22 protein-coding genes and 1 pseudogene are annotated in these 19,038 nt (G+C 75.3%); 15 read left to right on the top strand and 8 right to left on the bottom strand.

The annotated features are described in order from the left end of the window. The first annotated feature begins 39 nt into the window (after positions 1–39). From GKE82_RS01265 to GKE82_RS01230, 8 genes are read left to right on the top strand one after another with little or no spacing between them, the layout of a single operon-like run. Positions 40–681, top strand: a complete 642-nt coding sequence (locus tag GKE82_RS01265; RefSeq protein ID WP_107569824.1) for a glycosyltransferase family 2 protein — start codon at positions 40–42, stop codon at positions 679–681. Further along, entirely contained in the window at positions 678–1,307 is a 630-nt protein-coding gene (locus tag GKE82_RS01260; RefSeq protein ID WP_309233322.1) for a glycosyltransferase, read from the top strand. The genes GKE82_RS01265 and GKE82_RS01260 overlap by 4 nt, the downstream gene beginning before the upstream one ends. Further along, a complete protein-coding gene (locus GKE82_RS01255; RefSeq protein WP_309233321.1) occupies positions 1,304–1,963 on the top strand; it encodes a methyltransferase domain-containing protein in 660 nt (219 codons plus the stop codon). The genes GKE82_RS01260 and GKE82_RS01255 overlap by 4 nt, the downstream gene beginning before the upstream one ends. Further along, entirely contained in the window at positions 1,936–3,180 is a 1,245-nt protein-coding gene (locus GKE82_RS01250) for a molybdopterin-dependent oxidoreductase (RefSeq protein WP_154732084.1), read from the top strand. Before GKE82_RS01255 ends, GKE82_RS01250 begins: the two co-directional genes overlap by 28 nt. Next, entirely contained in the window at positions 3,180–3,632 is a 453-nt protein-coding gene (locus GKE82_RS01245) for a hypothetical protein (protein WP_154732083.1), read from the top strand. Before GKE82_RS01250 ends, GKE82_RS01245 begins: the two co-directional genes overlap by 1 nt. A 31-nt stretch (positions 3,633–3,663) precedes the next feature. Further along, complete coding sequence (locus tag GKE82_RS01240) at positions 3,664–4,533, top strand: AraC family transcriptional regulator (protein WP_154732082.1); 870 nt, start codon at positions 3,664–3,666, stop codon at positions 4,531–4,533. Positions 4,534–4,579: 46 nt separating this feature from the next. Next, the gene (locus GKE82_RS01235; protein WP_154732081.1) at positions 4,580–5,470 is read left to right on the top strand and encodes a VOC family protein; all 891 of its coding nucleotides are present in this window, start codon (positions 4,580–4,582) and stop codon (positions 5,468–5,470) included. A gap of 46 nt (positions 5,471–5,516) precedes the next feature. After that, positions 5,517–5,924 (top strand): thioesterase family protein, encoded by a 408-nt coding sequence (locus tag GKE82_RS01230; RefSeq protein ID WP_154732080.1) that lies wholly within the window; start codon positions 5,517–5,519, stop codon positions 5,922–5,924. A 3-nt stretch (positions 5,925–5,927) separates the two neighbouring features. On the opposite strand, the gene GKE82_RS01225 is transcribed toward GKE82_RS01230, so the two are convergent. Beyond that, on the bottom strand, positions 5,928–6,734 hold the full coding sequence (locus GKE82_RS01225; protein ID WP_107569830.1) for a helix-turn-helix domain-containing protein: 807 nt from the start codon (positions 6,732–6,734) through the stop codon (positions 5,928–5,930). A 115-nt stretch (positions 6,735–6,849) separates the two neighbouring features. Here GKE82_RS01225 and GKE82_RS01220 point away from each other — a divergent pair, with 115 nt between their 5' ends. Then, positions 6,850–7,062, top strand: coding sequence for a hypothetical protein (locus GKE82_RS01220; protein ID WP_154732079.1), 213 nt, complete (start codon positions 6,850–6,852; stop codon positions 7,060–7,062). Here GKE82_RS01220 and GKE82_RS01215 read toward each other — a convergent pair. Then, positions 7,049–8,131, bottom strand: a complete 1,083-nt coding sequence (locus tag GKE82_RS01215; protein WP_196189010.1) for a winged helix DNA-binding domain-containing protein — start codon at positions 8,129–8,131, stop codon at positions 7,049–7,051. The genes GKE82_RS01220 and GKE82_RS01215 overlap by 14 nt on opposite strands. After that, positions 8,128–8,991 (bottom strand): short-chain dehydrogenase/reductase, encoded by an 864-nt coding sequence (locus tag GKE82_RS01210; RefSeq protein ID WP_107569832.1) that lies wholly within the window; start codon positions 8,989–8,991, stop codon positions 8,128–8,130. Before GKE82_RS01210 ends, GKE82_RS01215 begins: the two co-directional genes overlap by 4 nt. A 24-nt stretch (positions 8,992–9,015) precedes the next feature. Between GKE82_RS01210 and GKE82_RS01205 the strand changes: the two genes are divergently transcribed. After that, the gene (locus GKE82_RS01205) at positions 9,016–9,717 is read left to right on the top strand and encodes a haloacid dehalogenase type II (RefSeq protein WP_154732078.1); all 702 of its coding nucleotides are present in this window, start codon (positions 9,016–9,018) and stop codon (positions 9,715–9,717) included. Here GKE82_RS01205 and GKE82_RS01200 read toward each other — a convergent pair. The 4 genes from GKE82_RS01200 to GKE82_RS01185 are packed head-to-tail and all read right to left on the bottom strand — an operon-like array spanning position 9,704 to position 12,815. After that, positions 9,704–10,078 carry a glyoxalase superfamily protein gene (locus GKE82_RS01200; RefSeq protein WP_230316067.1) on the bottom strand — a complete coding sequence of 125 codons (375 nt, stop codon included), beginning with the start codon at positions 10,076–10,078 and terminating at the stop codon, positions 9,704–9,706. The two genes, GKE82_RS01205 and GKE82_RS01200, sit on opposite strands and share 14 nt — an antisense overlap. Positions 10,079–10,116: 38 nt before the next feature. Continuing rightward, positions 10,117–10,662, bottom strand: coding sequence for a hypothetical protein (locus tag GKE82_RS01195; RefSeq protein WP_154732077.1), 546 nt, complete (start codon positions 10,660–10,662; stop codon positions 10,117–10,119). Positions 10,663–10,697: 35 nt separating this feature from the next. Further along, positions 10,698–11,960, bottom strand: coding sequence for a sodium:proton antiporter (locus tag GKE82_RS01190; RefSeq protein ID WP_154732076.1), 1,263 nt, complete (start codon positions 11,958–11,960; stop codon positions 10,698–10,700). A 9-nt stretch (positions 11,961–11,969) separates the two neighbouring features. After that, the gene (locus GKE82_RS01185) at positions 11,970–12,815 is read right to left on the bottom strand and encodes an alpha/beta fold hydrolase (protein ID WP_196189009.1); all 846 of its coding nucleotides are present in this window, start codon (positions 12,813–12,815) and stop codon (positions 11,970–11,972) included. A gap of 125 nt (positions 12,816–12,940) precedes the next feature. Here GKE82_RS01185 and GKE82_RS01180 point away from each other — a divergent pair, with 125 nt between their 5' ends. Next, positions 12,941–13,927: a S9 family peptidase gene (locus GKE82_RS01180; RefSeq protein ID WP_154732074.1), complete on the top strand. Its 987-nt coding sequence runs from the start codon at positions 12,941–12,943 to the stop codon at positions 13,925–13,927. Then, on the top strand, positions 13,815–14,741 hold the full coding sequence (locus GKE82_RS01175; protein WP_107569838.1) for an ABC transporter: 927 nt from the start codon (positions 13,815–13,817) through the stop codon (positions 14,739–14,741). Before GKE82_RS01180 ends, GKE82_RS01175 begins: the two co-directional genes overlap by 113 nt. Positions 14,742–15,026: 285 nt before the next feature. On the opposite strand, the gene GKE82_RS01170 is transcribed toward GKE82_RS01175, so the two are convergent. Next, positions 15,027–15,872, bottom strand: a complete 846-nt coding sequence (locus GKE82_RS01170; RefSeq protein WP_154732073.1) for a penicillin-binding transpeptidase domain-containing protein — start codon at positions 15,870–15,872, stop codon at positions 15,027–15,029. Positions 15,873–15,997: 125 nt separating this feature from the next. On the opposite strand from GKE82_RS01170, the pseudogene GKE82_RS31150 reads away from it, so the two are divergent. From GKE82_RS31150 to GKE82_RS01160, 3 genes and pseudogenes are all read left to right on the top strand, one after another. Beyond that, positions 15,998–17,740 (top strand): annotated as a pseudogene (locus GKE82_RS31150) (PhoX family phosphatase); the annotation flags it as partial. A gap of 43 nt (positions 17,741–17,783) precedes the next feature. Further along, the gene (locus GKE82_RS31145; RefSeq protein WP_375337031.1) at positions 17,784–18,485 is read left to right on the top strand and encodes an alkaline phosphatase PhoX; all 702 of its coding nucleotides are present in this window, start codon (positions 17,784–17,786) and stop codon (positions 18,483–18,485) included. A gap of 293 nt (positions 18,486–18,778) precedes the next feature. Continuing rightward, on the top strand, positions 18,779–19,006 hold the full coding sequence (locus tag GKE82_RS01160) for a hypothetical protein (RefSeq protein ID WP_154732071.1): 228 nt from the start codon (positions 18,779–18,781) through the stop codon (positions 19,004–19,006). The last annotated feature ends 32 nt before the right edge of the window (positions 19,007–19,038 follow it).

Genomic DNA, 19,038 nt, shown 5'->3' with positions numbered 1-19,038 from the left:
CATCACTCCGGGGGCCCCGCGGCCCTACCGTGGTCCCCCATGACCGACGTCGTCCTCCCTGTGCTGAACGAGGCACAGGCCCTGCCCTGGGTCCTCGAGCGCCTCCCGGCCGACCACCACCCGATCGTGGTCGACAACGGCTCCACGGACGGCAGCGGCGACCTCGCCCGGCGGCTCGGCGCCCAGGTGGTCGTCGAGCCCGTGCCCGGGTTCGGGGCCGCGTGCTTCGCGGGGCTGACCGCGGCGCGCGCCGAGCACGTCGCGTTCATGGACTGCGACGCGTCGCTCGACCCGCGCGACCTCCCCACGGTGACCGGCCCGGTCCTGCGTGGCGAGGCCGACCTCGTGCTCGGCGCCCGCGACGCGCAGCCCGGCGCCTGGCCGGTGCACGCCCGGCTGCTGAACCGGCTGCTGGCGCTGGAGCTGCGGCGCCGCTGCCGGGTGCCGCTGACCGATCTCGGCCCGATGCGCGCGGCGCGCCGCACCGACCTGCTCGCGCTGGGCATCGCCGACCGGCGGTTCGGCTGGCCGCTGGAGATGGTCCTGCGTGCCGCCGCCGCGGACTGGCGGATCGCCGAGGTGACCGTCCCCTACCTGCCGCGGGCGGGCCGCTCGAAGGTGACCGGCACCGTGCGCGGCACGGTCCGCGCGGTCCGCGACATGACGGCGGTGATGACGTGAACCTCATCGTGATCGCCAAGGCCCCGCGGGCCGGGGTCAGCAAGACGCGCCTGTGCCCGCCGTGCACGCCGGCGCAGGCCGCGGCGCTCGCCGAGGCCGCCCTGCGGGACACCTTGCACGCGGTGCTCGCGACGCCCGCGGACCGGCGGGTCGTCGTGCTCGACGGGACCCCCGGACCGTGGCTGCCGGACGGGTTCGAGGTGCTGCCGCAGCGCGGCGACGGGCTGGACGAGCGGCTGGCCGCCGCGTTCGCGGACGTCGGCGGTCCCGCGTTCCTCGTCGGGATGGACACGCCGCAGCTCACGCCCCCGGACCTCGAGCACGGCATGGACGCGACCGCCCGCCACGGCGCGGCGATCGGCGGCGCCCCCGACGGTGGCTACTGGGCGATCGGCCTGCGCGACCCCGACCCGCGCGTGTTCGCGGGCGTCCCGATGAGCGCGGCCGACACCGGCGCCCGTCAGCGCGCGCGGCTCTCCGCGCTCGGGCTCCCCTACGCCGAGCTCCCGGCCTTGCGCGACGTCGACCACTTCGACGATGCGGTCGCCGTCGCCCACGAGGCGCCCGACACCCGGTTCGCGGCCGCCGTCCGCTCGCTCGTGGCCGCGGGCGCGGTGGCGTCGTGACCGTGCTCGCACCGGCCGGCGCGCCGGTCGCCCCCGGCGTCCTCTACGCCCGCGGGCTGACCGGTCGCAGCCCGGGTCTCGTCATCCGGCACGCCGACGGGCGCACCGTCCCGGTGCCGCTCGACGGATGGCTCGGGGCCGCCAGCGGCGCGGACCTGCACGTCCTGGACCGGGCCGTCGGGCCGGTCCTCGACGTCGGCTGCGGCCCCGGCCGCCACGTCGCCGCGCTCGGTCGCCGCGCGGTCACCGCGCTGGGCATCGACGTGTCGCCCGAGGCGGTGCGTGCCACCCGGGCCCGCGGTGGGGCCGCCGCGGTCGCCTGCGTGTTCTCCTCCGTCCCGGCTGCGGGCCGCTGGCGCACCGCCCTGCTGCTCGACGGCAACGTCGGCATCGGCGGCGATCCCGTCGCGCTGCTGCGCCGCTGCGGCGAGCTCGTCGCCCGCGACGGCACCGTGCTGGTCGAGGTCGACGCCCCGGGGAGCGGGACCCGGCGGGCGGTCGTGCGGCTCGAGGACGGGCCGCTCGTCAGCCGCTGGTTCGCCTGGTCCTCCGTGGCCGCCGACGACGTCGCCGGGATCGCCGCGGACGCCGGCCTGCGCCTGACCGCCCTGCACCACGAGGAGGACCGATGGTTCGCCGACCTCGCCCGAGCCTGAGCGAGAAGCTCCTGGCGGGCCGCTCCGTCGGGGACGCGATCGACGAGGAGCTCGGGCACCTGCGCGCGGGCCCCTTCGACGAGGACGCGTTCCCGTCCCGCCTGCACGACGAGCGGGTCGCCGCCCTGCTCGGCATCGCCCTCGGGGTCGCGTTCGCGACGTGCTTCCTCACCGGCCTGTACTCGCACTTCGCGCAGACCCCGCTGTCGATCGGGTTCCTGTCGATGCCCGCGAGCCCGGCGTGGCTGTACCGCGTCACGCAGGGCCTGCACGTCGCCAGCGGCACCGCCGCGATCCCGCTGCTGCTCGTGAAGCTGTGGGTCGTCTACCCGCAGCTGTTCGCGTGGCCGCCGGTGCGGGACCTCCCGCACGCGCTCACGCGCCTCTCGCTCGCCCCGCTCATCGCGGGCTCGATCTTCCTGCTGTTCACCGGCCTGCTGAACACGGCGCGCTGGTACCCGTGGGAGTTCGGGTTCCGCGAGACCCACTACTGGGTCGCGTGGGTGACCGTCGGGTCGCTGCTCGTGCACGTCGGCGCGCAGCTCGTCGTCCTGCGCCGCACCGTCGGGCCGACGGCCCGCCGTCGCCTCGCCGTCGAGGCGCCCGAGCCGCCCGGGGACGGCCTGAGCCGCCGCGGCCTGCTCACCGCGACGGCCGCCGCGGTGGGCGCCGTGACGCTCGCGACCGTCGGGCAGACGGTCCGCCCGCTGAAGGACCTCTCGGTCCTGGCCCCGCGGCTGCCCGACGTGGGACCGCAGGGCCTGCCGGTCAACCGCAGCGCCGCCGGTGCCGGGGTGCTCGACCTGATCCGCGACCCCGAGTACCGGCTGACCGTCACCGGCGCGGTCGAGCGCGAGCTGTCGCTGACGCTCGCCGAGCTGCAGGCGCTGCCGCAGCACGACGCCGACCTGGCGATCACCTGCGTGGAGGGCTGGAGCGCCGGGGCGACGTGGAGCGGCGTGCGCGTCCGGGAGCTGCTCGAGCTGGCGGGCGCGTCACCCGACGCGGAGGTCCGCGTGCGCTCGTTGCAGCGGCGTGGGTCGTTCCGCAGCAGCGAGCTGAACGTGCCGCACGCCCAGCACCCCGACACGCTGCTGGCGTTGCGGATCGACGGCGAGGAGCTGCACCCCGACCACGGGTTCCCGTGCCGGCTGATCTCGCCGAACCGTCCCGGGGTCCAGCAGACCAAGTGGGTCACGCGTCTGGAGGTGCTCTGATGGCACGCCGCATCCTCACCGCGCTCGGGCTGGGCATGGTCGCCTTCGGGATCGCCGGGCTGCTGCGCAACGCCGAGGCGACCGAGCCGCTGAACGCGGCGCTGTTCCTGGTCGGCGGGCTCGCGCTGCACGACGGCCTGGTCGCCCCGGCGGTCATGGTCCTCGGCCTGGTCCTCGCGCGGCTCGTGCCGCGCCGGTTCCGCCCCACCGTGCAGGGAGCGCTGATCGTGAGCGCGGCGCTGACGCTCGTGGCGATCCCGCCGTGGACCGGTCGCGGGCGCCTGGCGAACAACCCGTCGCTGCTGCCGCAGGACTACGGCCAGGGACTGCTCGTGGCGCTGGCGGTCGTCTGGGCGGTCGCCGCGCTGCTGCTCGTCCGCGCCGCCGTGCGTCCGCCCGCCCCGGCCGTGCCGGAGCCCGAGCCGCTGCCGGAGCCGCGCCCCGGGTGGTGAGCGCGGCCGGGCCGGTAGCGTCCGCCGCGCCGTGCCCGACCGTCCCGACCTGCCGCTGGACCGCCTCGCGCCCGACCGCGCGCTGGAGGTCGTGACCTTCGACGGCGGCGCGGTCGGCGGCCCGCGGATGCGCGAGCCGCACCGCCACGACTACCACGAGCTGCTGTGGTTCCGCGACGGCCGCGGCACGCACCGCGTCGACGGCGCGCAGCTGCCGGTCGTCGCGGGCGCGGTCACGATCATCGGCCGCGGCCAGGTCCACCAGTTCGAGGAGGGCCGCGGGCTGCACGGCGCGGTCGTGCGGTTCGGGGAGGACCTCGTGCCGCCGTCGGCGTCGTGGCTGCTCGCCGCCCGCCAGGAGCGCACCATCCCCGTCCCCGCAGGTGCGGCGACGGACCGCCTGGACGCGCTGCTCGCGACTCTGCGTGCGGAGGTCGTCGGGCCGCGCGACGCCCGCAGCGGCGCACTGGAGGCGCACCTGCTCGCCACGCTGCTGCTGTGGCTGGAGCGGTGGTACGACGGCGCGCACGCCGAGCGACCGGAGCCCGACGGCCCGGAGGTGGCGCTGCACCGGCGGTTCGCCGCGGCGCTCGAGGAGGACTTCGCCCGCCACCACGACGCCGCGCACTACGCGCAGCGCCTCGCGGTCCCCGCCCCCGCACTGTCCCGCGCGCTGGCCGTGGTGACCGGCCGCGGGACGAAGGAGCTCGTCACGGACCGCGTGATGCTCGAGGCCCGCCGGCTGCTGCGCTTCACCGACCGGTCGGTCGGGGAGGTCGCGCACGCGGTCGGGTTCGACGATCCGCTGTACTTCTCGCGGGCGTTCAAGCGACACGCCGGGTCCGCGCCGCAGGCGTGGCGCGACGCGACGCGGCACGCCGGGATGTCCATGCATCCGTGAGGTTCTGCCATTCCGCGGGAGCGGGACGGGAGCGAGCATGTCGAGCATGAGCACGCCGAGCACCGCCCCCTCCTCCACCCCGACGCTGCCCGACGCCCTGCGCCTGGGCGCCGCGCACCTGACGGTCACCGATCTCGACCGGTCGGTCGCCTGGTACCAGGACGTCGCCGGGCTGCGCCAGCACGGCCGTGACGGGGCGGTCGCCCGCCTCGGGGCGGGCGGCGAGGACGTGCTCGTGCTGCACGAGCAGCCGGGCGCGCGGCCCGCCGGCCGCCACGCGGGGCTCTTCCACGTCGCGCTCCTGTACCCGTCGCGCCTGGAGCTCTCGCGCACCACCCGGCGCCTGGCGACGAACCGGCTGCCGCTGACGGGCGCCTCCGACCACGGGGTCTCCGAGGCGCTGTACCTGCGCGACCCGGACGGCAACGGGATCGAGCTGTACGCCGACCGTCCGCGCTCGGCGTGGCCGGCGCCGACCGAGGCCGGCCAGCAGGTCGGCATGTACACGCGGGCGCTCGACGTCGAGGACCTGCTGCGCGTCAGCGACGGCGAGGACGTCCGGCGGCACGCCGCCGAGGGACTGGCGGTCGGGCACCTGCACCTGCACGTCGGCCGGGTCGCGCAGGCGGTCGCGTTCTACCGCGACCTCGTGGGTTTCGCGGAGGTCACGACCTACCCGGGCGCGTCGTTCCTGTCCGCCGGCGGCTATCACCACCACCTCGCGGTCAACGTCTGGGCCGGTGAGGGCGTGGGCCCCGCCCCGGCCGACGCGGTCGGGCTGCGCGAGTGGAGCGCGGTGCTGCCCGACGACGCGGCGGTCGGCGCGGTCCGCGCCCGGCTGGAGGCGGCGGGCGTGGCGGTGGCCGACGAGGGCGCCGCGGGCGTCGTGCTCCGCGACCCGTGGGGCATCGCGCTGCGGCTCGTCACCGCGCGCTGACCGGCGACCGTCCGCGCGGCGCGGCCGTTCACTAGGGTCCGCGCCCATGCCCTCCCCGCCCGAGACCCGCCTGACGATCCCGCTGCGCTGGCGGGACATGGACATGCTCGGGCACCTCAACCAGGCCGTGTACCACGAGCTGCTGGAGGAGGCGCGCGGCGCGCTGCTGCTGGACCTCGCCGGGCGCGGCACGCAGCAGGTGCACCACACCTACGTGCTCGCCCGCGTCGAGCTCGACTACCGCCACGAGGTCCGCAAGGACCACGGCACGGTCGACGTCACGGTCCGGGTCGGCCGCGTGGGCACGAAGTCGATCACGCTCGAGCACGAGGTGCTGCTGCCGGACGGCACGGTCGCGGCGCAGGGCAGCACCGTGCTCGTCGGCTGGGACATGCAGGCCCGCGGGGCGCGCACGCTCTCCGACGAGGAGCGCGCGGTCCTCACCGGCACCTGAGGCTCAGGCCCGTCCGGCGGCCTGGAGCGCCACGGCGGTCTGCGGGTCGGCGGGGAAGAACGACTCGATCGCCAGCTCGGCGACCGTGATGTCGGTGGCGGTCCCGAAGCTCGCGATCGTCGAGAAGAAGCTCCAGACCGATCCGTCCTGACGCCGCAGCCGCATCGGGACGAACAGCAGCTCGGCCGGTTCGGCGGCCATCGACGTCGCGGCCGCCTCCTGCGCGGCCGGGTAGCCCCGGAGCTCGTCGAGCAGCGCGGCGACCGCGGGGTCCCCGGAGAGCAGCGCCTGACGTTGCAGGCGCAGCAGCAGGTGCCCGGCGTGCTCGGCGAGGTTCTCGATCCGTGACGCGAGCCCGTCGGGGTGCAGGGCGAGACGCATCGCGTTGGGGGCCTCGAGCAGCGCCGCGTCGACCCCGGCGAGGATCGCGAGCGCGGGCTCGTTGGCCATCAGCACGTTCCAGCACCCGTCGACGATCAGGGCCGGGTACGGGGCGTGGCCCTCGAGGATCTTCTCGAGCGCCGCGCGGACCGGGGCCATCCGCTCGGCGTCCAGGGCGGTCTCGCGGAAGACGGGCGCGTACCCGGCCGCGAGCAGCAGCGTGTTGCGCTCGCGCAGCGGCACGTCGAGGTGCTCGGCGAGGTGCAGGACGAGGTCGCGGCCGGGCCGCGAGCGGCCGGTCTCGACGAAGCTCAGGTGCCGGGCGGACACCGCCGCCTCGAGCGACAGGTCGAACTGGCTGATGCGCCGACGGCGACGCCAGTCGCGCAGCAGCTCGCCGACGGTGGGGGTGGCGCTGGCCGTGCTCATGCGGCCAACCTAGCCGCGCCGCGGGTCGCGGTCGCTTACCCCGGAGGTCATTGCCGCGCTTCCCCCGAGCGCGCAGGCTGGTCGGCATCACCCATCCCGATCCGAGGAGTCCACCATGACCGCCACCCGCAACCGCCTGCGTCTCGCCACCGCCGCCGAGGCCGTGTTCGCCCTCCTGCTCGTCGTCGCGCTGCTCGCCGGCGCCCCGACCTGGGAGGTCGTCGTGCTCGCCGTCCTGTTCTGCGACGCCGCCGCGTACGGGCTGTGGCAGATGGTCGCGCTGCGGCGCGCGCCGTCGGGCCCGCGCGCCGCGGTCACGCAGGCCTGAGCTGCGCCTCGTCGCATCCGCGCAGGCGGGCGACGGCGTCGGCCTCCTCCTGCACGTCGGGGAGGTCGGCGCCGTCGAGCGTCTCGAGGCGCACCTGCAGCACCGAGCCCGCCTTGCGGGCCCGCCAGAGCCCGACGAGCCGCCCGTCGTGGAGGAGCACGCCGGGCCGTCCGACCGACGGGAACATCCGCCGCGCGAGGGCCCGGTCGGGCACGAGCGTGGCCCGGTCGGGCTGCGCGACGTAGGGATCGAAGCCGCCGAGCAGCCGGACGCCGCGCGCGGCCGGCGGGTCGTCCAGGACGGCGGTCTCGTCGGCGAGGACCCAGCGCTTCCTGCCGGCGAGGAGCACCTGCTCGACCGCGTCCCCGAGATCGGCGATGAGACGCCGCGCGTGCCGGGTGGACGTCTGCGTCCAGGTGGCGAGCTCGCCGTGGGTGGCGGGCCCGAAGCAGCGCAGGAACCGGCGCGCGAGCTCGGCGCGGGCCTGCACCGGATCGGCGGTGACCGGCGGGTCGAGCAGCGACCAGGTCGCCTTCGCGGGCATCTCGGTGATCCCGAGCCGACCGAGGGTGCGCCACAGGCCGCTGCGCAGGTGGTGGCTCTCGCAGCCGGGACACCAGGCCAGGAGCGCGTCGGGGAGCCGCTCGCGGAACGCCTGGTGCAGCTCGTCGCGGCCGAGCGGCCCGTCGGCGAGGGCGTCGCGGGCCGCGTCGCCGACGCGGTCGAGCGCCTCGCGGATGCCGTACCCGGCGTCCGCCAGCTCGGTCGCGACGAGCCGTCCGACGACGGCCGCGAGCTCGTCGTCCGGGGGGATCGCGGCGAGCGTGAACACTGCGACGTCCGCGCGCGGCACGAGGTGCGGCGCGTTGCGCATGGCGTTGACCTGCACGACCGACCGACCGGTCGGTCGGTCCTCGTGGCTGCGGGCGTGCAGCGCGACCGCCGCCCAGCCCGGCGGCGAGTCCTGGATCCCGCAGGCACCGATCGCCGTGAGCGCGTCGGTGCGCCGGTGCAGGTGGTGCCCGACCAGGCGGTAGGCGAGAGCCTGCTCGGGCTCGACGGTCCTCACGCCGTGGTCTGCTGCTCCTCGCCCGCGCGGGCGTCGAGGTCGCGCAGCACCGCCTGGGTCTTGGCGTCCCGGACCATGAGCGTGTCCAGGAGCGGGTTGACGATCCCGCGCGCGACCGAGTACGCGGTCCAGCGCCGCGGGTAGATGATCCGCGGCTGGCGCCGCTCGATCCCGCGGACGATGCCCTCCCCCGCCTCCTTCGGCGGCAGCCGCTTGAGGAACGGCTTGGGGACGGCGGCGAGCAGCCGCTCGGCGAGCGGGTCCGCGTCGAGTGCCTTGTGGACCATCTCGGTGTCGATGAAGCCGAAGTAGGCGACGCTGGCCCCGGCGCCGTGCTGGGCGAGCTCGACGCGCAGCGCGCGGCCGAACTGCTCGACGCCCGCCTTGCTCATCGCGTACGGGGTCGTGCCGATTCCGTTGACGAACGCGTACACGGACGCGACGACGACGACGTGGCCGCGGCGCGCGACGATCTGGGGCAGTGCCGCCTCGACGGTCCGCACGACGCCCATGAGGTTGACGTCGATGACGCGGTCGAACGTCTCGGTACCGAGGGCGCGGAACGTCGCGCCCTTGTGGGCGATGCCCGCGTTGGCGACGACGACGTCGACGCCGCCGAGCTCCTCGACGGTCCGCGCGACCGCCTGCTGCATGCTGCCGCGGTCGGTGACGTCGGCGGCGATGCCGATCGCGCGCCCCTCCCCGAGTCGGGCCGCGGCGGCGTCGCACGCCTCCTGGTCGAGGTCGATGACGGCGACGCGCGCGCCGCGGGCGACGAGCCGCTCGCACGTCGCGAAGCCGATGCCGCGGGCGGCACCGGTGACGAGGGCGGTCTTGCCGGAGAGGTCGAAGGAGGCCATGGCGCGGACTCTACGATGCCCGGCATGCTCGATCTCGCATCCGTCGACGCGCTGACGTTCGACTGCTACGGCACGCTGATCGACTGGGAGCGCGGGATCGCCGATGCGCTCGGCGCGGTCCTGGCCGCCCATGGGGTCCCGGCCCCGGGGGACGACGCGCTGCTGGAGCGGTTCGCCCGGCACGAGACGGCGGTCGAGGCGGGCCCCTACCGGCGCTACGCGGACGTCCTGGGCGCGGCGCTGGTGGCGATCGGCGAGGAGCTCGGGTTCGCGCCGACCGACGACGAGGTCCGCGCGTTCGGGCGCTCGGTCGCGGACTGGCCCGCGTTCCCGGACTCCGGGGAGGCGCTGCGCGTGCTCGGCACGCGGTTCCGGCTCGGTGTGCTGACGAACTGCGACGACGATCTGTTCGCCGCGTCGGCGCGGCGGCTGGGCGTGACGTTCGACGCGGTGGTGACCGCCCAGCAGGTGGGGGCGTACAAGCCGGACACGCGCGGGTTCGGGGTCCTGGAGGAGCGGCTCGGGCTTCCGCGTGAGCGGATCGTGCACGTCGCGCAGAGCCTCTTCCACGACCACGTTCCCGCTCGCGCGCTGGGCTACGCGACGGTCTGGGTGGACCGGCGCGCGGGCCGGCCGGGGTTTGGGGCGACGCCCGCGGCGACGGCCACGCCGGACCTGGTGGTGCCGGACATGGCCGCGCTGGCGGCCCGGCTCAGCCCTGGGTGATCTGCTGGCAGGACCAGCCGTTGCCGTCCGGGTCGGTGAAGCGGACGAACCGGCCCCAGGGCAGGTCGATGACGTCGGTGCAGTCGACGCCGCGCTCGCGCAGCGCGGCGCAGGTCGCGTCCGCGTCCTCGATCACCAGCGTGATGCCCTCGACGGAGCCGGGCTCCTTCTCGCTGAGTCCGCGGCCGATCGCGATCGAGCAGCCGGAGCCGGGCGGGGTGAGCTGCACGAACCGCAGGTCGTCGCTGACGGTGTGGTCGTGGTCGGCGACGAAGCCGACCCGGTCGACGTAGAACGCCTTCGCGCGGTCGACGTCGGAGACGGGCAGGATGAGCAGCTCGAGCTTCATGGTGGAGGTCATGGAGCCCAGGCTACGGCCGCTTGCGGCCGGCTTCTGTCCTAGTTCGCGGCGCGTTCGAGCTGCTCGTCGACCGCCATCAGGACGCCTTTGCGCGCGCGGTGCGTCTGCTCGTAGAGCTGCACCGCCGCGAGCGTCGCGGTGTCGGCGAGGACGAGCCGGTCGGCGATGTCCGGGACGGTCATGGCGGTGTAGCCGGGCCACGGCTCGTCGACGTGCAGCGTCGCGCCGACCTCGTCCTCGGCGCCCGCGTCGGCCGACGAGTAGACGACCTCGCGCTCGTCGTCGACGTGCGGGGGCTGGAACTCCGGCTGCTCGGTGTCGGCCGGGGCGGTCGACGTCCCGGAGGGGACCACCCCGGACGGGCCCGCGACGGGCGTCGCGGTGGGCGCGGGAGCCGGGCGGTCCGCCGTCGGCCGGTCGGCCTGCGGTCGGATCGGCGTGACGTGGACCGCCGCGTCGCGGTCCTGGTCGGGGCGGGCGCGCTGCGCGGCCACCTCCGCGAGCTCGAGCGCGTGCCGGAGCACGTGGTGGCCGACGTGCAGCGCGAGGCGGGCGGGGGCGGTGACGGTGCGGATGAGGCTCATGCCGCAGGGGTACCCGCGGCCGGGCGCCCGACACGTCACGCCGTCCCGGCCAGTCGGGCCGTGAGCCGTGTGGACGTCAGTCCGTGCACGAGGATCGACGTCATGATGCAGGCCGAGGTCGTCCAGTAGAGGAGCTCCTCCTCTCCGTCCGACAGGACGCCGGCCCCGATCGCGACGGCCACGTAGTAGAGCGACCCGATGCCACGCATCCCGAACCAGCCGATGAAGGCGGCCTCCCGGACGGGAAGTCCCGCCGGCACGAAGGCCAGCAGGCACGCCGCGGGCCGCACGAGCACGAGGAGCGCGACGACGAGAACCCAGCCGCCGACGCCCGGGGCCTGCAGCCCCGCGAGTGTCAACGTGCTGCCGAGCAGGAGCACCAGCGCGAGCTCGGCGACGTGCTCGACGACCTCGCCGCCCTCGTGGACGCGGGCGTGCAGCTCGTGTTCCCGCTCCGCGCGGCGGAACGCGAGTCCGGCGACGAACGCGGCGAGGAATCCGTAGGCCCCGAGCATCTCGGTCGCGCCGTAGATCGCGAGCACCGCCGCGACGGCGAGCCATCCGTCGAAGCGCACGTGGATCGTCTCGCGGCGACGGAGCCGCATCGCCACGGACGCGAACAGCCGCCCACCAGCCGCGCCGGCCAGGACACCGACGCCGATCGCGTACAGCACGTCGGCGAGCACCCAGGTCCCGACCCAGTCGCCACCGTCCCGGGCCGCGACGAACAGGCCGAGGAACACGAACGGGAACGCGAGCCCGTCGTTCAGTCCCGCCTCGGCGGTGAGCGCGAAGTGCGGCTCCCGCTCGCGCTCCTCCCCCGGCGGACCGACCTGCACGTCACCGGCGAGGACCGGGTCCGTGGGGGCGAGGATCGCGCCGAGCAGGATCGCCGCGCCCGCGGAGAGCCCGAGCAGCTGCGTCCCGAGCAGCGCGACGGCCGCGATGCAGGCGGGCATGACGACCGCGAGGAGCAGCGTCGGGGTGCGCCACTCCCGCCAGCTGAGCGCCCGGTCGAGCTTCAGCCCAGCGGTGAACAGCGCGATGATGACGGCGAGCTCGGCGAGGTGCTCGATCAGGCGTGGGTCGGCGAGTGGGTCGATCGCCTCGATCCCCACGCCCGCGAGGAGCGCGGCGATGGCGACCCCGAGGACGAGGTAGACGACCGCTGCGGTGAACGCGTGCTCCTGCTCCTGGGTGAGGGCGACCACGGCGGCCAGCAGCGCGAGTCCACCGAGCAGGAGGACGAGGGCGTACGGGTCCGCGAAGGCGAACCCGCGCTCGGCGGCGAACGGCATCCCGGGCGGCTACCCGGGACGGTGCTCCGCATCCGTGACGTGCGCCGTGATCGCCTCGGGCACGCCCGGCGCGACCATGATCCCGTAGTGGTTGCGGTCGACCGCGTGGAGGGTCGCGGTGGGAACGCGGGCGAGGAACTCGTCGCGCACGTCCTGCGGGACGATCAGCCCGCCGCCGAGGTCCTGGGAGGCCCAGACCAGCAGCGTCGGCATCGTCAGGTCCGCCCACAGCGGCGTGAAGTCGCGGCCGGCGACGTCGAGGTCCTCGAGGACCGCGGACCGACTCGTCGACGGCGACAGGCCGCCGTCCACGGGCGCGAGCTCGTAGGTGAAGTACACGTCCCAGAACGGGTCCCAGGGGTCGAAGACGCCGGAGGCCTTCAACGCGTCCAGGTACGGCTCGGGGGTCGGCACGACGGCGTCCAGGCGCGCGGTGCCCGCGCGGACGGCGGCGATCGCCGCGTCGTCCATGCCGCCGACGGCGTCGAGCAGCGCCAGGCGCGGGATCCGCGCGCCCGCCCGCGCGACGACCTCCAGGCCGGTGAGGGCGCCCATCGACCAGCCGACGTAGGCGAACGTGTCGAGTCCGAGCGCGTCGGCGACGCCGACGACGTCGTCGGCGTGGCGGTCGAGCCCGTAGGTGCCCGGGCCGGTGTCCGCGCTGCGGCCGCGCCCGCGCAGGTCGATCGCCACCATCTGGCGCCCCGCGGCCAGCAGCGGCTCGCGCAGCGCGTCGAACGAGCGCAGGTTGGCGGTCAGCCCGTGCACGCAGACGACCGCGGGCGCGTCGGCGGGACCGGAGCGCTCGACGCGCAGCCGGCCGTTGGGGAGGTCGAGGTCGAGCAGCTCGGTCATCGGCCCGACCCTCCCACGCCGGGACGACCGCGCGCTTGTGGCGAGCCACCGAACGCCCATGCGCCGAGGGGCTCGATCACCCAGCCCGTACCGCGACCGGCGACGCGGTACTAGGGTGGGTCGTCATGCTGCTCCCCAGACTCCCGCGTCGCCTCGCGGCTGCGCTCGCCCTCGCCGTGCTCCTCGTCCCCGTCGGCGCGGCCCGGGCCGCCCCCACCTGCGGCCGGGTCGCCTGCGACATGCAGGTGCTCGACAACCCGGGAGGCGACCGTGGGGTGGCGATGATCGTCAACAGTGGCGGCTGGTTCAGCGGAACGATCAAGGCGGCCCAGTGGCGCAGCGCCGCGGCGCCGTGGGCCGCCGAGGGGTGGACGACCGTCGTCGTCTCGCACACGACGGGCCCGGGAACGGGCCGGCAGGCGATCGACGACGTGGTCGCCTGGGCGCAGACGCTGCGCCGGCGCCACCCGAACCGGCCGCTCTGCGTGTTCGGCCGGTCCTCGGGTGGGCACCTGGCGCTGATGGCGGCTGCGCGCGGCGACATCGGGTGCGTCGTCACCGAAGGGGCCCCGACGGCGCTCGACGCGCTGGGCGGCTACGCCCGGACCCGGGCGGAGAGCGTGTTCGGGGCGCGGCCGAGCACGCTCGCCGCGTTCAGCCCGGCGGGCCGCCCGGGCCGCTACGCCGGCAAGCGCGTCCTGATGGGCCACCTGGAGGACGACCGGATCGTCCCCGCGTCGCAGATGGTGCGCTTCCGCCCGTCGGGCACCGCCCTGCTGCGCAAGCGCACCCCCGCGGCCGGGGTGCGCTGCGGCAGCGCGCCCCCGACGCCGTCGAGCGGCGGTTCGCCCACAACTGCCAGGCCCAGCCGCGACGCTCGCCGTCCGAGCTCACCGGGATCACCGACACGGCGCTCGAGCGGTGGCGCGGAGAGATCCGCGCGCTCGCCCGGCGCCTCGACGGCTGACCCGCACGCGGCGATCGGGGAGGATGGGCGCCATGGGACTTCTCGGACTCGCCCTCCTCCCCGCCCGCACGGCCGTCGCGACCGCGGAGCTCGTGCTCTCGGCCCGCGATCTGCTCGCGCCGGAGGGGCCGGTCCGTCGGCGTGACGGGATCATCGACCGCGTCGACCTGCTGCTCGAGGAGGGCGGCGCGCTCGAGTCGCTCGCGCGCCTGAGCGACCCCAACGGCCCGCTCGCCCGGATCGAGCAGCTCGCCCGGCTGACCTCCGACGACCAGCCGCTGGGTCGCGCGCTCGCCGCGGGCGGTCCGCTCGACCGGCTCCTGGCCGAGGGCGGGCCGCTGGACCGGCTGCTGGACGACGGCGGCGCGGTCGACCGGCTGCTGATGGCCGGCGGTCCCGTCGACCGGCTGCTCGCGGTCGGCGGGCCGCTGGACCGGCTGCTCGCCGACGAGGGGGCGCTGGACCGGCTCACGATGCCCGGCGGCACCCTGGACCGGGTGCTGCAGCCGGACGGGGTGCTCGACCGGATCTTCGAGGCGGACGGTCTGATCGACCGGCTGCTGGACCCGGACGGCACGATCACCGCGCTGCTGGAGCCCGACAGCAGCGTCAGCCGCGTCATCGAGCACGACGGCCCACTGGACCGGCTGCTCGCCAGGGACGGACCGGTCGAGCAGCTCGTCGCGCCGGACGGTCCGCTCTCGCAGCTCGGCGAGCTGTCCGTCTCGCTCGGCCGCCTGGCCGACCTGACCTCCGTGCTGGAGGCGCTCGCCGACCGGCTCCAGACGCTGCCGGAGCTGCCCGCCGACATCCGCGCGGTCGAGCAGCAGGTCGCCGGGATCGCCGGGCAGCTGCAGCAGGTCGAGCCGTCGCTGCGGGCGCTGAGCGCAGTCGTCGGCCGCCTGCCGGGCGGCAAGCGGCGGGCGCGGCTGGAGAGCGGCGACGGCCCGGCCGCGTAGCGCTACTCCCCCCTCACCCTCGCCCTGGAGGATGTCCGGGGTGATCGCGTCCTCGATCGCGCGCTCGGCCTCCTCCTGCGCGGCCCCGACCGGATCCTGGACGGCGTCCTGGACCCGGTCGACGTTCTCCTGCAGCTGGTCGACCCGGTCCTGCGCGTCCTGGAGGCCCTCGACGCCGTCGTCGCCGCAGCCGGCGATCGCGAGGGTGGACAGCAGCACGGGAGCGAGGGCGGCGAGTCGGCGCATGGTGCGCCGGATGGTGCCAGCCGTGCCGTCACCGAGGCGTCATCCGGTGAGCGGCGCGCCGAGCTCGCGGAGGATCGCGCGGCCGATCGTGGTGCGGGCGGCGAGGTGCTCGGGGCGCGTGACGTCGAGGTTCAGCGCGAACGTCCAGGTGCGCTCGCCCGCCTGCACCCAGCCGACCCACCAGCCGACCCGCGGCGTCGTGGTGAAGACGTAGCCGGTCTTGCTGCGCACGACCGTGCCGGCGGTGTCCTCGGTGATCATCATCCGGCGCACCTCGTCCATCGTGCGCGCCCGCAGCGGCAGCCTGCCGGTGCGCAGACGCTGCAGGAAGCGGACCTGCTCGCGGGCACTGATCGCGAACGGGCCCTCGAGCCAGAAGCGGTCGGCGAGCGCCGGGTCGAGCCGCCCGTTGCCGTAGCGCAGGGCGCGCAGGTCGCGGCGGTAGGCGTCGAGGCCGATCTCGCGGGCGATCTGCTGGTAGATCGGGATGCAGGAGAACCGGAAGGCGGTCGCGAGCGTCAGGTCGCCCTCGCACTGGGCGGGCAGCAGCGGGGCGCCGTCGAGGATGACGTTGGGGTGCGGGCCCGGGTAGGGCTCGTCGGCCCCGGAGGCGACCCCGCGCTCGATCGCCAGAAGCGAGTTGGGGATCTTGAACGTCGAGGACGGCAGGTAGCGGCGGGCGCTGCGGGGCGCGCCGACGATCGTCGTGCGCTCGCGCCGGCCCCCGCGCTCCTGGACGACCATGGTGCCGACGGTGCCGGCCTGCGCGAACAGCCGCTGCAGGTCGGGGCGCCGGTCGACCCGCGCGGACGCGCTCGGGAGGGGCAGCAGCACCAGCGCGACCAGCGCCAGCAGGACGGGACGGAGCAGACCGGGACGGGGCATCCGCGGTCGATGCCCACCCGAACGCGCCGCGAAACGCGCCGCACGTCGTCTTTACGCGGTCTTCTCCGGTTGATCACCAGGCGTTCACGAGCGGGCCGCAGACCGCGCCTACGGTGGCGCCCCATATGCAGACCGTGGACGACCAGACCCTCGTCGGCAAGCTCACCGGCGACCAGACCCGACGCAGCTTCATCAAGGCCGTCGCCGCCGCCGGTGCGAGCACCGTGGCCGCCCAGGCGCTCGAGATCGCGGGCGTGACCGACCTGATGACCGACTCGGCCCTCGCCGCCGGGGACGCCACGCCGTTCTCCGAGTTCACCGCCCTCGCCGCGTCGAGCCTCGACCGCTTCGAGGTCCCGCCCGGGTTCCGCGCCGACGTGCTCATCCGCTACGGCGACACCTTCGCGAACACCGACGGCACGAGCTGGACCTACGGGTACAACAACGACTACCTCGCCTACTTCCCGCTCGACGGCGAGAACGAGGGCCTGATCTTCGTCAACCACGAGTACCCCGCCCCGTTCTTCCAGAACGGCTACAAGCAGACCGGGGTCGAGAACCCGGCCGGGGCGCCCGCGGCGAAGCACACGAAGACCGACGCGGAGATCCATCAGGAGATGGAGTCGGTCGGCAACTCGATCGTGCACATCAAGCGCGGCGCCGACGGGATCTGGAAGGTCGTCTCCCCCTCCCGCTACAACCGCCGGATCTTCGGTGGCGACGTGCCCGGCAAGCCCGACACGCCGCTGACGTTCACCGGACCGCTCGCCGGCGCCCCGGGCACCGTGCTGCAGGCCGGCTCCGGCGGGACGGTCGGCACCGCCGGCGTCCGCGGCCCGCGGATCGCGGTCGGCACGACCGCCCCGGGCACGATCGGCAACTGCTCGGGCGGCATCACCCCGTGGGGCACCGCCCTGTCGTGCGAGGAGAACTACGACGGCTACGGCTTCGCGCTGGGCAACCAGGACTTCTTCTACGGCTGGGGCCAGGTCGCGGGCAACGAGTACAAGGCCGACACCGGCGCCGTCGGCGAGTCGCAGCGCTACGGCTGGGTCTGCGAGCACGACCCGCACGACCCGGCGTTCGTCGGGCGCAAGCACACCGCGCTCGGCCGCTTCCGCCACGAGAACACGGCGTTCCGTCAGGCGCCCGGCAAGAAGTTCGTCCTCTACATGGGCGACGACCAGGCCAACCAGGCGACCTACAAGTTCGTCTCCACCCGCGCGTTCGTGCCCGGCGACCGGGCCAACAACCTGCAGATCCTGACCGAGGGCACGCTCTACGTCGCCCGCTGGGCGCCGGAGGGCCGCCGCCGGTTCAGCGCGATCAACGGGCCGCTGCTGACCGCGACGAGCGGCACCGGCCAGTGGGTGAAGGTCGAGGACTGGGAGCTCTACGACACGCGCCTGTCGCTCGGCGGCTACACGACCTCGACCGCGGGCACGCGCCGCCCCAAGCAGGGCACCACCACCGGCGACACCGACCCGACGAGCGCGAACTACGCGGGCCGCTTCAACCGCGACATCGACACCGGCGGTGGCGTGCTGGCCAACGAGTGGCTCACGCACTTCGCGATGAACCGGCCGGAGGACGTCGAGGTCGACTCCGACGGCACCGTCTACATCGCGCTGACGAACAACTCCGGGGTCAACGACGTGCACGGCTCGGTCCGGCGGCTCACCGAGGCCGGCAACGACCCGGAGGCGCTGACGTTCACCTGGCAGGACTACGCGTCCGGCGGGGTCACCGGTCGGCCGGCCGAGGGCGAGAAGGGCTTCTCCAGCTGCGACAACCTCGTGTTCGACAGCGCGCACAACCTCTGGATCGTCACCGACATCTCCTCCGCGTCGCTGCGCGGCTCGACCAACGCGGCCCCCCCACTACGACTACCACGCCAACAACGCGGTCTTCATGATCCCGCGCAGCGGCCCGAACGCCGGGATCGCGTTCCGCTTCGCGAACATGCCGATCGAGGCGGAGGGCACGGGCCCGTACTTCACGCCCGACGAGCAGACGCTGTTCATCAACGTCCAGCACCCGGGCGAGGTCACGGCGACGCGGACCTCGGCGGTGTTCGGCGACGTGCAGACCTACTCGTCCTGGTGGCCGGACGGGGACCGCACGGCGAACTTCACGCCGTCCACCCCGATCCCGGCGACCGTGGCGATCACGCGGGTGCGCCCGCCGGCGCCCGGCTCCCCGTCCACCCCGCCGCCGAGCCAGACGATCCCCGCGGGGATCCCGGCGACCCCCGGCGTGCCGGGCAGCCCGACCCCGGCGGACACGTCGCGGCCGGTGCTCACGCGGCTGGCGCTGAAGAAGGTCAGCGCCGCGGGCTTCCGCCGGGCGGGCGCGCGGGTGACGTTCGCGGTCAGCGAGCCGGCGACCGTGCGGATCCGGCTGCTCGCGAAGGTCGGCCGGCGCACGCTGACGGTCGGCTCGCGGACGCTGAAGGTCAGCCGGGTCGGGTCGAGCACCGTGACCGTGCGCCCGTCGAGCACCGGCAAGGCGGTCCTGCGGCTGCGGTCGCGGCTGAACGTGACGCTCGAGGTCCGGGCGACCGACCTCGCCGGCAACGCGCGCACGACGAAGAAGAGCACGCGGATCGGCTAGCCGCGCCCGTCCTCACGGGTGGGCGACCGCGGCGCGTCGCCGGTGCCACGGCCACCGGCGACGGCCGCCGACCGGCGCGTCGGCGACCGTCCGCGGCACCGGTGCGGACGCCCGGGCGTCCGCACCCTCCGGCGGGGTCGCGGCCCGGGCGATCGCGTCGTGATGGCGGGTGTGCTGGAGCTGCTGGTGCAGGAGGCTCGGTCCCATGCGGCGGACCGTAGGCGCGCCGGCGGGGCCGCACCGCTCGCGCGCCAAAACCCTGGTCATCGGCGGCGCTGGCGTACTCTCAGGGCATGGTGCACTCTGCGAACGTGCTGACGCCCGGGACCGGCGGCTACGCGGTCCTCAAGCTCGGAGCGGTCGGTGGACTGCTCGGTCTGCGCTACCTCGCCGCACGGCGCTCGAGCGCCCAGGCGCGCGAGCAGGTCGCGTCGGTCGAGCCGAGCCCGACCGAGACGGCCGGTCCCGCCCGCTCCCATTCGGTGAGCCGGCGCAAGCAGCAGCGCCGCAGGCGTCGCTGAACACCCGTCGCGGATCGCGAAGTACGCCGCCT

It is taken from the genome of Conexibacter sp. W3-3-2 (assembly GCF_009707605.1).
In the GTDB taxonomy this organism is placed as follows: Bacteria; Actinomycetota; Thermoleophilia; order Solirubrobacterales; family Solirubrobacteraceae; genus Paraconexibacter; species Paraconexibacter algicola.
This window is presented reverse-complemented; position numbering and strand designations above follow the sequence as displayed.